Source organism: Pseudomonas grandcourensis (assembly GCF_039909015.1).
GTDB lineage: Bacteria > Pseudomonadota > Gammaproteobacteria > Pseudomonadales > Pseudomonadaceae > Aquipseudomonas > Aquipseudomonas grandcourensis.
The window spans coordinates 1,204,068-1,218,978 of record NZ_CP150919.1 but is presented as its reverse complement, the minus strand read 5'-3'; the positions used below and the strand labels follow the sequence as shown (position 1 = coordinate 1,218,978).

General features: G+C 61.0%; 12 protein-coding genes. 7 read left to right on the top strand and 5 right to left on the bottom strand.

The genetic code is table 11. The features are described 5' to 3' along the window. The first annotated feature begins 7 nt into the window (after nt 1–7). The 7 genes from AABM52_RS05330 to cmoB all read left to right on the top strand — a co-directional run bounded on the left by AABM52_RS05330 (nt 8) and on the right by cmoB (nt 8,892). Nucleotides 8–2,419 carry a glucose/quinate/shikimate family membrane-bound PQQ-dependent dehydrogenase gene (locus AABM52_RS05330; protein ID WP_347910817.1) on the top strand — a complete coding sequence of 804 codons (2,412 nt, stop codon included), beginning with the start codon at nt 8–10 and terminating at the stop codon, nt 2,417–2,419. 303 nt (nt 2,420–2,722) lie between these two features. Next, nucleotides 2,723–5,140, top strand: coding sequence for an endopeptidase La (lon, locus tag AABM52_RS05325; RefSeq protein ID WP_347910816.1), 2,418 nt, complete (start codon nt 2,723–2,725; stop codon nt 5,138–5,140). Nucleotides 5,141–5,332: 192 nt separating this feature from the next. Beyond that, the gene (locus AABM52_RS05320) at nt 5,333–5,800 is read left to right on the top strand and encodes a hypothetical protein (protein ID WP_347910815.1); all 468 of its coding nucleotides are present in this window, start codon (nt 5,333–5,335) and stop codon (nt 5,798–5,800) included. 236 nt (nt 5,801–6,036) lie between these two features. Then, a complete protein-coding gene (locus AABM52_RS05315; protein ID WP_347910814.1) occupies nt 6,037–6,429 on the top strand; it encodes a protease inhibitor I42 family protein in 393 nt (130 codons plus the stop codon). A gap of 2 nt (nt 6,430–6,431) precedes the next feature. After that, nucleotides 6,432–7,067, top strand: coding sequence for a lysoplasmalogenase (locus AABM52_RS05310; RefSeq protein WP_347912585.1), 636 nt, complete (start codon nt 6,432–6,434; stop codon nt 7,065–7,067). A 128-nt stretch (nt 7,068–7,195) separates the two neighbouring features. Continuing rightward, complete coding sequence (gene cmoA, locus AABM52_RS05305) at nt 7,196–7,939, top strand: carboxy-S-adenosyl-L-methionine synthase CmoA (RefSeq protein ID WP_347910813.1); 744 nt, start codon at nt 7,196–7,198, stop codon at nt 7,937–7,939. Then, the gene (cmoB, locus tag AABM52_RS05300; protein ID WP_347910812.1) at nt 7,936–8,892 is read left to right on the top strand and encodes a tRNA 5-methoxyuridine(34)/uridine 5-oxyacetic acid(34) synthase CmoB; all 957 of its coding nucleotides are present in this window, start codon (nt 7,936–7,938) and stop codon (nt 8,890–8,892) included. The genes cmoA and cmoB overlap by 4 nt, the downstream gene beginning before the upstream one ends. A 59-nt stretch (nt 8,893–8,951) precedes the next feature. Here the strand turns inward: cmoB and tadA are convergent, their stop codons facing one another. From tadA to AABM52_RS05275, 5 genes are all read right to left on the bottom strand, one after another. Then, nucleotides 8,952–9,449 carry a tRNA adenosine(34) deaminase TadA gene (tadA, locus tag AABM52_RS05295; RefSeq protein ID WP_347910811.1) on the bottom strand — a complete coding sequence of 166 codons (498 nt, stop codon included), beginning with the start codon at nt 9,447–9,449 and terminating at the stop codon, nt 8,952–8,954. Beyond that, entirely contained in the window at nt 9,449–10,825 is a 1,377-nt protein-coding gene (locus AABM52_RS05290; RefSeq protein WP_347910810.1) for a multicopper oxidase family protein, read from the bottom strand. The genes tadA and AABM52_RS05290 overlap by 1 nt, the downstream gene beginning before the upstream one ends. Before the next feature lie 200 nt (nt 10,826–11,025). Further along, nucleotides 11,026–12,603, bottom strand: coding sequence for a glutamine-hydrolyzing GMP synthase (gene guaA / locus AABM52_RS05285; RefSeq protein WP_347910809.1), 1,578 nt, complete (start codon nt 12,601–12,603; stop codon nt 11,026–11,028). 99 nt (nt 12,604–12,702) lie between these two features. Beyond that, nucleotides 12,703–14,172: an IMP dehydrogenase gene (gene guaB / locus AABM52_RS05280; protein ID WP_347910808.1), complete on the bottom strand. Its 1,470-nt coding sequence runs from the start codon at nt 14,170–14,172 to the stop codon at nt 12,703–12,705. A gap of 116 nt (nt 14,173–14,288) precedes the next feature. Further along, on the bottom strand, nt 14,289–14,837 hold the full coding sequence (locus tag AABM52_RS05275) for a sugar ABC transporter ATPase (RefSeq protein WP_347910807.1): 549 nt from the start codon (nt 14,835–14,837) through the stop codon (nt 14,289–14,291). Between the last annotated feature and the right edge of the window lie 74 nt (nt 14,838–14,911).

The following is a 14,911-nucleotide window of genomic DNA, read 5'->3' as shown; positions in this document are numbered from 1 at the left end:
TCACACTATGAGCACTGATAGTGCCTCGAGTCGAAGCCGTCTATGGCCGACCCTGCTCGGCATTCTGCTTCTACTGATGGGCCTGGCCATGCTGGCCGGGGGGATCAAGCTGAGCATGCTCGGCGGCTCGCTGTATTACCTGCTGGCCGGTATCGGCATCGCGCTGAGCGGCGTGTTGCTGATCGCCGCCCGCCGTGCCGCGCTGGGCCTGTACGCACTGGTGCTGTTCGCCAGCACTGTTTGGGCGCTGTGGGAAGTTGGCCTGGACTGGTGGCAACTGGTGCCGCGCCTGGCGCTGTGGTTCGCCCTCGGTGTAGTGATGCTGCTGCCGTGGTTCCGTCGTCCATTGCTGATCAACGGCCCTGCCCCCATGGGCACTGGCGCCTTGAGCGTGGCAGTGGTCCTGGCCGGCGCCACCGCCGTGGCCAGCCAGTTCACCCATCCTGGCGAGACCTTGGGCGAGTTGGGCCGCGACACCGCGGACATGACCAGCACTGCGCCGCAGATGCCCGAAGGCGACTGGCAGGCCTATGGCCGCAGCGAATTCGGTGACCGCTACTCGCCGCTCAAGCAGATCACTCCGGCCAACGTCGGCAAGCTGCAAGAAGCCTGGCGTATCCAGACCGGCGATCTGCCGACCGCCGATGACCCGGTGGAACTGACCAACGAAAACACCCCGCTCAAGGCCAACGGCATGCTCTATGCCTGCACCGCCCATAGCAAGGTGCTGGCGCTGGACCCGGACACCGGCAAGGAACTGTGGCGTTTCGACCCGCAGATCAAGAGCCCGGTGGGCTTCAAGGGCTTCGCCCACATGACTTGCCGTGGCGTGTCGTACTACGACGAAGCGGCCTACGCCCAGTCTGAAAACCCAGCCTCCGCAGTGATTTCCGAGGCCGGCAAAGCCGTTGCCCAGGTCTGCCCGCGTCGCCTGTACCTGCCAACCGCCGATGCACGCCTGATCGCACTCAATGCCGACACCGGCAAGGTCTGCGAAGGTTTCGGTAAAAACGGCGTGGTTGACCTGACTCAAGGCATCGGCCCGTTCACCCCCGGTGGCTACTACGCCACCTCGCCCGCAGCAATCACCCGTGACCTGGTGATCATGGGTGGCCACGTCACCGACAACGAGTCGACCAACGAGCCATCCGGCGTGATCCGTGCCTTTGACGTACACGACGGTCATCTGGTGTGGAACTGGGACAGCAACAATCCCGACGCGACCGAACCGTTGCCTGAGGGCGAACACTACAGCCGCAACTCGGCCAACATGTGGTCGCTGGCCAGCATCGACGAAAAACTCGGCATGGTCTACCTGCCACTGGGCAACCAGACTCCAGACCAGTGGGGCGCAGACCGCACCCCGGGCGCCGAGAAGTTCAGTGCCGGCCTGGTCGCGCTGGACCTGGCCACCGGCAAGGTGCGCTGGAACTACCAGTTCACTCACCACGACCTGTGGGACATGGACGTCGGCAGCCAGCCAACCCTGTTGGACATGAAAACCGCCGACGGCATCAAGCCGGCTGTGATCCAGCCGACCAAGCAAGGCAGCCTGTACGTACTCGACCGTCGTGACGGCACGCCGATCATCCCGATCAAGGAAATCCCGGTTCCGCAAGGCGCCGTGAAAGGTGACCACACCGCGCCGACCCAGGCCCGTTCGGACCTGAACCTGCTGGCCCCGGAACTGACCGAAAAAGCCATGTGGGGCGCCAGCCCGTTCGACCAGATGCTGTGCCGCATCCAGTTCAAGGAACTGCGTTACGAAGGTCAGTACACCCCGCCGTCGGAACAGGGCAGCCTGATCTATCCGGGTAACGTCGGCGTCTTCAACTGGGGCGGCGTTTCGGTCGACCCGGTTCGCCAGATGCTGTTCACCAGCCCGAACTACATGGCCTTCGTCTCGAAAATGGTGCCACGCGCCGAAGTCGCGGCCGGCAGCAAGCGCGAGAGCGAAACCGCGGGCGTGCAGCCGAATACCGGCGCACCTTACGCGGTGATCATGCACCCGTTCATGTCGCCGTTCGGCGTACCGTGCCAGGCTCCGGCCTGGGGCTACGTGGCCGGCATCGACCTGACCACCAGCAAAGTCGTGTGGAAACGCAAGAACGGCACCAGCCGCGACAGTTCGCCACTGCCTATCGGCCTGACACTTGGCGTGCCAAGCATGGGCGGCTCGATGGTCACCGCCGGCGGCGTCGGCTTCCTCAGCGGCACGCTGGATCAATACCTGCGCGCCTATGACGTCAACACCGGCAACGAGCTTTGGAAATCGCGCCTGCCGGCTGGCGGTCAGGCGACGCCGATGACCTACACCGGCAAGGACGGCAAGCAGTACGTACTGCTGGTCGTCGGTGGCCACGGCTCACTGGGCACCAAAATGGGTGACTATGTGATTGCGTACAAACTGTCCGAGTAAGTTTTAGCGGCGGTAAAACGAAAGGCGACGCCCCCACAGGCGTCGCCTTTTTTATGCTCACCATCGTCCCATTGTAGGAGCGAGCCTGCTCGCGATGAGGACATGACAGACATCCTTGAAGTGACTGTCAGACCGCTATCGCGAGCAGGCTCGCTCCTACAATTGAACGGTGTCGAGCCGAATCCCAGCTAACCTGTCTCTGCGCTGAACACACCTGCGAAACACCGCTTCGCAGAAAATGACCGTTGAAACCACCGCCAACCTGCCCCATCTAAGACCCATACCCATTGCGCAGGTGCCCCCATGAGCGACCAGCAGGAATTCCCCGAAGACCCGAGCGAATACGCCGATCCGGAAAACGCCCCGCAGCACAAACCTGGCAAAGGCCTGGCCCTGCCTGGCCAGAACCTGCCGGACAAGGTCTACATCATCCCGATTCACAACCGCCCGTTCTTCCCGGCCCAGGTGTTGCCGGTCATCGTCAACGAAGAACCGTGGGCCGAGACCCTGGACCTGGTGGCCAAGTCCGAACACCACTCCCTGGCCCTGTTCTACATGGACAGCCCCCAGGAAGACCCGCGCCACTTCGACACCTCGGCCCTGCCGCTGTACGGCACCCTGGTCAAGGTGCACCACGCCAGCCGTGAAAACGGTAAGCTGCAATTCGTCGCCCAGGGCCTGACCCGCGTACGCCTCAAGACCTGGCTCAAGCACCACCGCCCGCCGTACCTGGTGGAAGTCGAATACCCGCACCAGCCCACCGAGCCGACCGACGAGGTCAAGGCCTACGGCATGGCGCTGATCAATGCGATCAAGGAACTGCTGCCGCTCAACCCGCTGTACAGCGAAGAGTTGAAAAATTATCTCAACCGCTTCAGCCCCAACGATCCGTCGCCGCTGACCGACTTCGCCGCCGCGCTCACATCGGCCACCGGCAGTGAGCTGCAGGAAGTGCTCGACTGCGTGCCAATGCTCAAGCGCATGGAAAAAGTCCTGCCGATGCTGCGCAAGGAAGTCGAAGTCGCGCGCCTGCAAAAAGAGATTTCCGCCGAAGTTAACCGCAAGATCGGTGAACATCAGCGCGAGTTCTTTCTCAAGGAGCAACTCAAGGTCATCCAGCAGGAGCTGGGGCTGACCAAGGACGACCGCAGCGCCGACCTCGAACAGTTCGAGCAGCGGCTGGTGGGGAAAGTCCTGCCGGCGCAGGTGCAGAAACGCCTCGAAGAGGAAATGAACAAGCTGTCGATCCTCGAAACCGGTTCGCCGGAATATGCGGTGACCCGCAATTACATCGACTGGGCGACCTCGGTGCCGTGGGGTGTGTACGGCGAGGACAAACTCGACCTCAAGCACGCGCGCAGGGTGCTGGACAAACACCACGCCGGCCTTGACGACATCAAGGACCGCATCCTCGAATTCCTCGCGGTCGGGGCCTATAAGGGCGAGATCAGCGGTTCCATCGTGCTGCTGGTCGGCCCGCCGGGCGTGGGCAAGACCAGCGTCGGCAAATCCATCGCCGAATCCCTGGGCCGGCCGTTCTACCGCTTCAGCCTTGGCGGCATGCGCGACGAAGCCGAGATCAAGGGCCATCGCCGCACCTACATCGGCGCGCAGCCGGGCAAACTGGTGCAGGCGTTGAAAGACGTCGAAGTGATGAACCCGGTGATCATGCTCGACGAGATCGACAAGATGGGCCAGAGCTACCAGGGCGACCCGGCCTCGGCGCTGCTGGAAACCCTGGATCCGGAGCAGAACGTCGAATTCCTCGACCATTATCTGGATCTGCGGATGGACCTGTCGAAAGTGCTGTTCGTGTGCACCGCCAACACCCTGGATTCGATCCCCGGCCCGCTGCTGGACCGGATGGAAGTGATTCGCCTGTCGGGTTACATCACCGAAGAAAAAGTCGCCATCGCCAAGCGTCACCTGTGGCCCAAACAGCTTGAGAAAGCCGGTGTGTCCAAGGGCAGCCTGAGCATCAGCGACAGTGCGCTCAAGGCGCTGATCGACGGTTATGCCCGTGAAGCCGGTGTGCGCCAGCTGGAAAAAAACCTCGGAAAACTGGTGCGCAAAGCGGTGATGAAACTGCTCGACGATCCTGAGGCGGTGATCAAACTCGGCCCGAAAGACCTCGAAACGTCCCTCGGCAAACCGGTGTTCCGTAACGAGCAGGTGCTGTCGGGTGTCGGCGTGATCACCGGCCTTGCCTGGACCAGCATGGGCGGCGCGACTCTACCGATCGAAGCCACGCGCATCCACACCCTCAACCGTGGCTTCAAGCTCACCGGGCAATTGGGTGACGTGATGAAAGAGTCGGCGGAAATCGCCTACAGCTACGTCAGCTCGCACCTGAAGTCCTATGGCGGCGATCCGAAGTTTTTCGACGAGGCCTTCGTGCACCTGCACGTGCCGGAAGGTGCCACCCCGAAAGACGGCCCGAGCGCCGGCGTAACCATGGCCAGTGCCCTGCTTTCGCTAGCGCGCAACCAGCCGCCGAAAAAAGGCGTGGCCATGACCGGTGAATTGACCCTGACCGGGCATGTACTGCCGATTGGCGGGGTGCGGGAAAAGGTAATTGCGGCGCGGCGGCAGAAGATTTTCGAGCTGATTCTGCCGGAAGCGAATCAGGGCAATTTCGAGGAACTGCCGGAGTATCTGAAGGAAGGCATTACCGTGCACTTTGCCAAAAAATTTGCGGATGTGGCGAAGGTGTTGTTCTAAGACGCAGGCTTTTTATCGCTGCCTGTTTTTTGATGAGTGGGCAGCGATAGTTTTATGCGAATTTTCAACTTGCCAACAAAATCAATATCGCCAAAAGCAATAGAAACCTGTCAGTTATGACAGTACCTGCTTTTCATCTCGCACGTCACAATTCCTGCTCCAAGCTGTTTTAATCAATTAGGAAAAGTGGCCATGCCAAACGAAAACACTGCCGAAACTTTCACGGTTTCCTACGGAAAAATGCAATGCACCACTAAAATGCGCCCTGAGTTTTTGTCAACAGATCTCGCCATCTACACTTTGATACCTGATAACTTTGATGTTCAGTTCTCCATGAACAAAGGAGTCGACGACGCTCAGCGATCCATCACTTTTTCGTTTGATCCCAACTTGACATCAGGGACGTACCTCCTTGACAACAGTGGTTTGTTTTATAGCGCGGCATATGAAGAATCAGGTCGACTCGACCGACAACCTAGAGCAAACCACTACAAAGCAACTGCTGGTTCAATAACCATTACCGTCACGAACGAAGGAACTGACCGCCACTACGACATCACGGACTTCACCATCACGGCTACATCAACGCTCACGGGTATTACACGCGTTCTGAAAGGCCAATTTGATTTTGTTCGAGAAGCTGCGGCAGTTATCAGTTGAGTTGCACCTGCGGTGATCTATCCGTATCGCCAGATATGCCCAGGAACGGCTGTTCGGAAACATGCCGAACCGAACAGCCATCATGGCAACCTTGCTTTACTTGACAGTAAAACGGGTTGCCGATGACGACGATGTCACAGGACTACTCTCCCTTTTTGAGCCTGGATGCCTGTCACACTTTGTCTCATCTTAAGTTATGCTCGCCGTTCGTCGTGAACGCCGGAGCCACTGACTTTATGTCCCCCATTCGCCTGCTTGCCCCCCTCGCCCTCGCCTTGCTGGCCGGATGCGCCACGCCACCTGCGCACAACGTGACCGTGGAAAAACAAAGCGAATGTCCGGTGCAGCTCAGCAACGGGCAAAACCTGATCCTGACCCTGCCGAGCAATCCGACCACAGGTTATCGCTGGGCGATCCAGGATTCCGCCGGCGGGGTGTTGCACGCCCTGGGGCCAGAGGTTTATCGAAACCCGGAAGATGCCGGCATCGTCGGCGCGGCCGGGGTCTCGACCTGGCGTTTTCAGGCTTTTGCGCCCGGCACCGGACGTTTGCGCCTGACCTCGCAACAACCGTGGGCGCCGGAAGTGCTGCCGGTGGATTCGTTCGACTGCACGATCTCGGTCAACTGATCGTGGGCTGGCTGATTCTGGCACTGATGGGCGCAGTGACCTTCCTTTATGGCCTGAGCGTGCATGCGTCTCTGCTGTGCCTGCTGGTCAAGCCGCTGCCGGTGCTGGCCCTGCTCGGCTGGCTGCACGACGCACCGCCCGGCGAATATCGGCGCTGGATCAGCCTAGGCCTGATTTTCTCCCTGGTCGGCGACGTGTTGCTGGCATGGCCGGGGGATCTGTTCGTGTTTGGGCTGGGCGCGTTTCTGGTCGCGCATCTGGCTTATCTCAAGGCTTATCTGAGCGATTGCCGACGCCTGGCCGTGCTGCCGCTGGTGCTGGCCATCGGTGTCGGCGCCGTCCTGCTGGGGATTCTGATTTCCAACGGCCTCGGCCCACTGCTGGTGCCCGTGATTGTCTATGGCACGGCGATCAGCGCCATGCTCTGGCGCGCACTTGCCCGACTCGGCACCGACGTGCCCAAACGTTCGGCGCTGCTGGCGGCGGCGGGAGCAGTCGCGTTTGTGTTCTCCGACAGCGTGATTGGCATCAGCCGGTTTGTGGTGCCGTTCGATGCGGCGCCTTATGTGATTATCCTCAGTTACTGGCTTGGGCAATGGGGGATCACTGCCTCGGCGTTCCCCCAAAACAGACGCTGACCCCTGTGGCGAGGGGGCTGCCAGCATTCAAACTGCATCAGCCCCGCCGCTTTATCAGACAACCCGCGCATCCCCGCGCCAACTTGGCTAAAATGCCGGCCTTTTCCACCTACACCGCTGGAACCGCCGTGAGCAAAGAACCCGATCGCCTTTTCGCCCAGCCTTTGGCTCAGGTGCCTGACTTCGCCTTCAACGAGGACGTGGTGCGGGTGTTCCCGGACATGATCAAGCGCTCGGTGCCGGGTTATCCGACCATCGTGGAAAACCTCGGCGTGCTCGCCGCGCAGTTCGCCCAACCCAACAGCGTGCTCTACGACCTCGGTTCGTCGCTGGGGGCCGTGACCCAGGCCCTGCGCCGGCACGTGCGCACTGACGGTTGCCGGGTCATCGCTGTGGATAACTCCGCGGCCATGGTCGAGCGTTGCCGCGAGTACCTCAACGGTCAGAATTCGATGTTCCAGGAGTTGCTGCCGGTCGATGTGATCGAGGGCGACATCCTCGCGCTGGAGTTCCAGCCGGCCTCGGTGGTCGCGCTGAACTTCACCCTGCAATTCATCGCCCCGGACCAGCGCACGGCGTTGCTGTCGCGCATCCGTCAGTCGCTGTTGCCCGGCGGTGCCCTGATCCTCTCGGAAAAACTGCGCTTCGAAGACGAGCAGGAACACGCGTTGCTCACCGACCTGCACATCGCCTTCAAACGCGCCAACGGCTACAGCGAACTGGAAATCGCCCAGAAACGCAGCGCCATCGAAAACGTCATGAAGCCCGACAGCCTCGAAGAACACCGCGAACGCCTGCTGGCCGCCGGATTCTCGAAAGTCGTGCCGTGGTTCCAGTGTCTTAACTTTGCCTCGTTGATTGCCTTGCCATGATTGATCTGTCCCCCCTCGCCCGCCGTCTGGCCGGCACGCCGCTGGCCGAATGGGCCAACACCCTGCAGGCGCAACTCGACAAGAAAATGGAGAAGGGCCATGGCGACCTGGAGCGCTGGCAAAGCGCGCTGGACGCCCTGCCGAAGATCCAGCCGAGCGAAGTCGATTTGCTCAATGGCTTGAAGCTGGATACCGATTGCAGCGACGAGACCCGCGCACAAATGCGCACCGCGTTGATGGGCCTGTCGCCGTGGCGCAAGGGGCCGTTCGAGCTGTTCGGCGTGCACGTCGACACCGAATGGCGCTCTGACTGGAAGTGGTCGCGGGTCGCTCCGCACCTGGACCTCAAGGGCAAGCGCATCCTCGATGTCGGCTGCGGAAACGGTTATTACATGTGGCGCATGCTCGGTGCCGGTGCCGACAGCGTGATCGGTGTCGACCCGAACTGGTTGTTCTTCTGCCAGTTCCAGGCCGTTCAGCGTTACCTGTCCGAGCCGAATGCCTGGCACCTGCCCTTCCCGTTCGAAGACCTGCCGCCGAACCTCGAAGGCTTCGACACGGTATTTTCCATGGGTGTGTTCTACCACCGGCGTTCACCGATCGAGCATTTACTGGCGCTGAAGGATTGCCTGGTCAAGGGCGGTGAGCTGGTGCTGGAAACCCTGGTGGTCGAAGGCGACAAGCATCAGGTGCTGATGCCGGAAGATCGCTACGCGCAGATGCGCAACGTGTGGTTCCTGCCGTCGGTGCCTGCGCTGGAATTGTGGCTACGTCGAGCCGGGTTCACCGATGTGAAGTGCGTGGATGTGAGCACCACCACGATCGAGGAACAGCGCGGGACGGAGTGGATGAAGTATCAGTCGTTGAGCGACTTCCTTGACCCCGAGGATCACAGCAAGACCGTTGAAGGGCTGCCGGCGCCGATGCGGGCGGTCATTGTCGCCCGCAAATAATTGTCCCGATGGAGATCCCTGTAGGAGCGAGCCTGCTCGCTCCTACAGGGGGGCGGTGCTTAGTCTGATGGCTTGGCGCGCCGGGCCTTGAAGAACTCGCTGAGCACAGCCCCGCACTCCTCCGCCAACACCCCGCCTTCATACAGCACCCGGTGATTCAAAAAACCCTGGGTAAAGAACTGCCCCTGACTTTGCACAATCCCCGCCTTCGGCTCCAGCGCACCGTACACCACCCGTGCAATCCGCGAATGCACGATCAGCCCTGCGCACATGCTGCAAGGCTCCAGCGTCACATACAGCGTGCTGCCCGGCAGACGGTAGTTGCTCACGGCCTGGGCGGCGGCGCGGATGGCAACCATCTCGGCGTGAGCACTAGGATCGCTGCCAGTGATCGGACAGTTGAAGCCGCGACCGATGATTTCGCCGTCCTGCACCAGCACCGCGCCCACCGGCACTTCGCCGAGGGCCGCGCCTTGGGCTGCCAGTGCCAGGGCCTCACGCATGAATTCGCGATCACGGCTGCGGTCGATGATGGTGGCGGGACGAATCTGACGCATCACGCCACCTCGATGGCGGCCATCAGGCCGGTTTCCATGTGGTCGATCACATGGCAGTGGAACATCCATACACCCGGGTTATCCGCCACCAGCGCTACCTGCGCGCGCTCGTTCTTGCCCAGCAGGTAGGTGTCGGTGAAATACGGAATGACCTTGTGCCGGTTCGAGGCGATGACCTTGAAACTCATGCCGTGCAAGTGAATCGGGTGCTGGTATTGAGTCATGTTCTTCAATTCGAAAATGTAGCTCTTGCCCTTCTCGAGCTTGGCAATCGGCCGGTCGGCGCAGGTCTTGTCGGTGATGTCCCAGGCCTTGCCGTTGATCTGCCACAGGCTCGGCGGTTTGCCGTTGTCGACGTTGACCGACACCGAGCCGACCCACTCGAAATTGAAGTTGAGTTTCTCGGCATTGGCCAGGTCCGGCTCGGCGATCGGGTTGGCGGGCAATGCGGGTGGCCACTCGGTCGGCGCATCGCTATTGGCCACCGAACGAAACGTACCCAGGCGCACCGGGCCGTTGCGCAGCGACAACTCTTCACCGGCCGGCGGGGCTTTGATCGCCAGGCAAATGCGCATGCCCGGGCCGAGCCAGTATTCTTTGCCGAGCGGTCGTGGCTCGACCGGGTTGCCGTCCAGCGCATAGATCTGCGCTTCAACGCCGGGAATGTTCAGGCGATACGTCAGGGTGTTATCGAGGTTGAGCAGGCGCACGCGGGTGATCTGCCCGGCCGGCAGGTCGATCACCGCTTGCGGCACGCCGTTGATGGTCGCCAGGCGCCCCGCCGTACCGCCACGGGCCGCTTCACGGGGGATGCTGAACTCGACGAAATTGCCAACGTCGTCGACATGCCAGCTCTTGAGGCTCAAGGTCTTTTCATACTTGAAACCGGTCGGCTCGCGTTCGTCGATGATCAACGGGCCGACCAAGCCACGACCAAGCTCCTCACTGCTGTTCACATGCGGGTGATACCAGTAGCTGCCGGCATCCGGCACACGGAATTTGTAGTCGAAGTACTCACCCGGCAACACCGGCAATTGCGACACGTAAGGCACACCGTCCATTTCCAGCGGCAGGCGGATGCCATGCCAGTGAATGGTGGTCGCGACCGGCAGATGGTTGATGAAGCGCACCCGCAGCCATTCACCCTGGCGCGCCCGCAATTCGGTGCCCGGCGCCGACGGACCGAAAGCCCAGGCCTGGGTCCTGTGCCCGGCTACCAGTTCCACGTCCAGCGGCGCTGCGATCAGCTCGTAGTCGTGGCCTGCCTCGGCGTCAGCCATCTTGCCCAGCCAGTAGCGCGAAGCGCCCCCCGCACCGACGCCAACGACAACAAGACCGGCCAGGCCACCGAGGATTTGGCGACGGGTAAACGACATGAACTCAACTACCTCACGTATCAGCGACAGGCCCGGGGCCCGCAAAAGGCGAATACGATACACCCGCAGTTGTGAAAGAAACAGCAAAGCGGGCATGACGACGGGCCGCAGGAAGGCCCCGCAGCAATGCAAAAAGCCGTGTGAACTCTCGTTCACACGGCTTTTCATCCAGCGATCAACCCCTCAGGGCTGGCGCGGGATCATTCCCACTCAATGGTCGCCGGCGGCTTGCTCGACACGTCGTAGGTGACGCGGGAGATGCCTTCGATTTCATTGATGATGCGGCCGCTGACGGTTTCCAGCAGTTCGTAAGGCAGGTGTGCCCAACGCGCGGTCATGAAGTCGATGGTTTCCACGGCACGCAGGGCCACGACCCAGGCGTAACGACGGCCATCGCCGACCACGCCAACCGATTTCACCGGCTGGAACACCACGAACGCCTGGCTGACCTTGTGGTACCAGTCGGCCTTGCGCAGTTCTTCGATGAAGATGTGGTCGGCGCGACGCAGCAGGTCGGCGTATTCCTTCTTCACTTCACCGAGGATGCGCACGCCCAGGCCCGGGCCCGGGAACGGGTGACGGTAGACCATGTCGTACGGCAGGCCCAGTTCCAGGCCCAGACGACGGACTTCGTCCTTGAACAGCTCGCGCAGGGGTTCAACCAGCTTGAGGTTCATCTCTTCCGGCAGGCCGCCCACGTTGTGGTGCGACTTGATCACGTGGGCCTTGCCGCTTTTCGCGCCAGCCGACTCGATCACGTCCGGGTAGATGGTGCCTTGCGCGAGGTACTTGATGTTGTCCAGTTTGTTCGACTGGGCATCGAAGACGTCGATGAAGGTACGGCCGATGATCTTGCGTTTCTTCTCTGGGTCGCTTTCGCCGGCCAGGTTGTTCAGGAACTGGTCTTCGGCGTTGGCGCGGATCACCTTGACGCCCATGTTCTCGGCGAACATGGCCATCACTTGCTCGCCTTCATGCAGACGCAGCAGGCCGTTGTCGACGAAGACGCAGGTCAGCTGGTCGCCGATGGCCTTGTGCAGAAGTGCGGCAACCACCGAGGAGTCCACACCGCCGGACAGACCGAGCAGTACGTTGTCGGTGCCGACCTGGGCGCGAATGTTGGCAATGGCGTCTTCAGCAATCTTCGAAGGCGTCCACAGGGCTTCGCAGCCGCAGATGTCGAGGATGAAGCGCGACAGGATGCGACCGCCCTGCTTGGTGTGGGTCACTTCAGGGTGGAACTGCACGCCGTAGTAGCCGCGAGCATCGTTGAACATGCCGGCGATCGGGCAGCTTGGGGTGCTGGCCAGGATGTGGAAGTCCTGCGGCATCTTGGTGACCTTGTCACCGTGGCTCATCCACACGTCGAGGCCGAACAGGCCGTCGGCGTCGATGTGGTCTTCGATGCCGTCGAGCAGGCGGCTCTTGCCGACCACGTCTACGCGGGCATAACCGAACTCACGCAGCTCGGAACCTTCAACCTTGCCACCCAGTTGCTCGGCCATGGTCTGCATTCCGTAGCAGATACCGAAGACCGGCACGCCCAGATCGAAAACCGCTTGCGGGCAGCGAGGGCTGTTGGCTTCGTGAACCGACTCCGGGCCACCGGCGAGGATGACGCCTTTAGGAGCGAATTCGCGGATCGCATCTTCGTCCATGTCGAACGGGTGCAGTTCGCAGTACACGCCGATTTCACGCACGCGGCGGGCGATCAGCTGGGTGTACTGGGAACCGAAGTCGAGGATCAGGATGCGGTGGGCGTGAATGTCGAGGGCCATGATTCAGTCTCGTCTAAAAAATTCGGAAACAGTCGTGATTCAGAAACAACTCGGGGCTGAATAAAACAGCCCCGGTTGCTTAGCTTGTTGCTTGAAGGCTCAACCTACGCGGTAGTTTGGCGCTTCCTTGGTGATCTGCACGTCGTGAACGTGGGATTCGGCCATGCCGGCGCCGGTGATCCGCACGAACTCAGGCTTGGTGCGCATCTCTTCGATGTCGGCGCTGCCGGTGTAGCCCATCGAGGAGCGCAGGCCGCCCATCAACTGGTGGATGATCGCGCTCAGGGTGCCCTTGTACGGAACACGCCCTTCGATGCCTTCCGGAACCAGCTTCTCGGCGCCTGCCGAAGAGTCCTGGAAGTAACGGTCGGAGGAACCTTGAGCCTGGGACATGGCGCCCAGCGAACCCATGCCGCGATAAGCCTTGTACGAACGGCCCTGGAACAGTTCGATCTCGCCCGGCGCTTCTTCGGTACCGGCGAACATCGAGCCCATCATCACGCAGGAAGCACCGGCCACGATGGCCTTGGACAGGTCACCGGAGAAACGGATGCCGCCGTCGGCGATCAACGGTACGCCAGTGCCTTCGAGGGCAGCGGCGACGTTGGCGATGGCACTGATTTGCGGCACGCCGACACCGGCGACGATGCGGGTGGTGCAGATCGAGCCAGGGCCGATACCGACCTTGACGGCGTCAGCGCCGGCTTCGGCCAGGGCCTTGGCGGCAGCGCCGGTGGCGATGTTGCCGCCGATGACCTGCACTTCAGGGAAGTTCTGCTTGACCCAGCGAACGCGGTCGATCACGCCCTTGGAGTGACCGTGAGCAGTGTCGACCACCACCACGTCAACACCGGCAGCGACCAGGGCTGCAACGCGGTCACCGGTGTCTTTACCGGTGCCGACTGCAGCGCCAACACGCAGACGACCTTGATCGTCCTTGCTCGCCAGCGGGTAAGCCTTGGCTTTTTCGATGTCGTTGACGGTCATCATGCCTTTGAGGGCGAATTTGTCGTCGACGATCAGCACGCGCTCGATGCGGTGCTTGTGCAGCAGTTCACGCACATCGTTCTTGTCGGCGCCTTCCTTGACCGTGACCAGACGCTCTTTAGGCGTCATCACATCACGGACAGTGGCTTCCAGACGGTTCTCGAAACGCACGTCACGGGAAGTGACAATGCCGACCAGGTCGCCATTGTGCAGCACCGGAACGCCGGAGATGTTGTGCATGCGGGTCAGTTCGAACAACTCGCGCACGGTGGCGTCGGCGACGATGGTGATCGGGTCCTTGACCACACCGGCTTCGTAACGCTTGACCTTGCGGACTTCGGCAGCTTGCTGCTCGATGGTCATGTTCTTGTGGATGATACCGATACCACCTTCCTGAGCCATGGCGATTGCCAGACGGGCTTCAGTGACGGTGTCCATGGCGGCGGAGACCAGTGGAATATTCAGCTCGATGCCACGGGTAAGGCGGGTCTTGAGACTGACTTCGTTAGGAAGCACCTCGGAATAACCGGGCACTAGGAGAATGTCGTCGAATGTCAGAGCTTCTTGGCTGATACGCAGCATCGCGGGGGCTCCCGAGCGGGAAAATGGAAGCGCGCCATTATAGTCAGACACCCCCTCGGGTTCAATGTAAAACTCTGTCTATTATTGGCATTACTGACATACGGGGATTGGCGCCCCTACAATTCGACTTTCACCCAACTGACCGGCTGATCGAGCCAATCGGCGAATTCATCGATAAAGCTCTGCTTGAACCCGGCTTCGGCCCAGTTATTGAAGATGAAACCGAGGTTGGAGAAGCCGCATTCCTGCAGGAACAGGAACCCGTTGATGTCGTCTTCATGCCCGCATTCGGGGCAGGTGAAGTTGTCGGTACGCCCCGGCATCCAGTCTTCCAGGCTTTCGAACAGGGCTTCACCCACTTCCTTGCGGCACTCGGCGCAGCCCGCCTCCTCAAGAAAACCCTTGGCTGGCGTATAGATGCAGCGCTTGGTGATGATCTCCAGGCCATTGATCGGCTCGCCGTACGGCAGGGCTTCGGGGTGCAGGACCACTGCGCGGGCACCGTCGGCGATGGCATGGGCCATGCGATTGCCGGTGCGACCGCAAGTGGTCAGCTCTTCCTCGATGATGTTCTTGCGCACCAGCCAACGCACGATCGCCCGGGCCCGGGGCTCGTGCACCGGCAGTGTGGAGATTTTCGGGACGATGATGCTTTGGGAATTCATGGGTACAGGCCTGAAGCTTTAATGAAAGGGTCGATCAACAATCCCTGTAGTGGATTGCAGGCGGGCCTATAAGA

What these genes read in the sequence shown, in the direction of transcription:
- AABM52_RS05330 (WP_347910817.1), top strand. Translation starts at nt 8, where the DNA reads ATGAGCACTGATAGTGCCTCGAGTCGAAGCCGTCTATGGCCGACCCTG.
- lon (WP_347910816.1), top strand. Translation starts at nt 2,723, where the DNA reads ATGAGCGACCAGCAGGAATTCCCCGAAGACCCGAGCGAATACGCCGAT.
- AABM52_RS05320 (WP_347910815.1), top strand. Translation starts at nt 5,333, where the DNA reads ATGCCAAACGAAAACACTGCCGAAACTTTCACGGTTTCCTACGGAAAA.
- AABM52_RS05315 (WP_347910814.1), top strand. Translation starts at nt 6,037, where the DNA reads ATGTCCCCCATTCGCCTGCTTGCCCCCCTCGCCCTCGCCTTGCTGGCC.
- cmoB (WP_347910812.1), top strand. Translation starts at nt 7,936, where the DNA reads ATGATTGATCTGTCCCCCCTCGCCCGCCGTCTGGCCGGCACGCCGCTG.
- tadA (WP_347910811.1), bottom strand. Translation starts at nt 9,449, where the DNA reads ATGCGTCAGATTCGTCCCGCCACCATCATCGACCGCAGCCGTGATCGC.
- AABM52_RS05290 (WP_347910810.1), bottom strand. Translation starts at nt 10,825, where the DNA reads ATGTCGTTTACCCGTCGCCAAATCCTCGGTGGCCTGGCCGGTCTTGTT.
- guaA (WP_347910809.1), bottom strand. Translation starts at nt 12,603, where the DNA reads ATGGCCCTCGACATTCACGCCCACCGCATCCTGATCCTCGACTTCGGT.
- guaB (WP_347910808.1), bottom strand. Translation starts at nt 14,172, where the DNA reads ATGCTGCGTATCAGCCAAGAAGCTCTGACATTCGACGACATTCTCCTA.
- AABM52_RS05275 (WP_347910807.1), bottom strand. Translation starts at nt 14,837, where the DNA reads ATGAATTCCCAAAGCATCATCGTCCCGAAAATCTCCACACTGCCGGTG.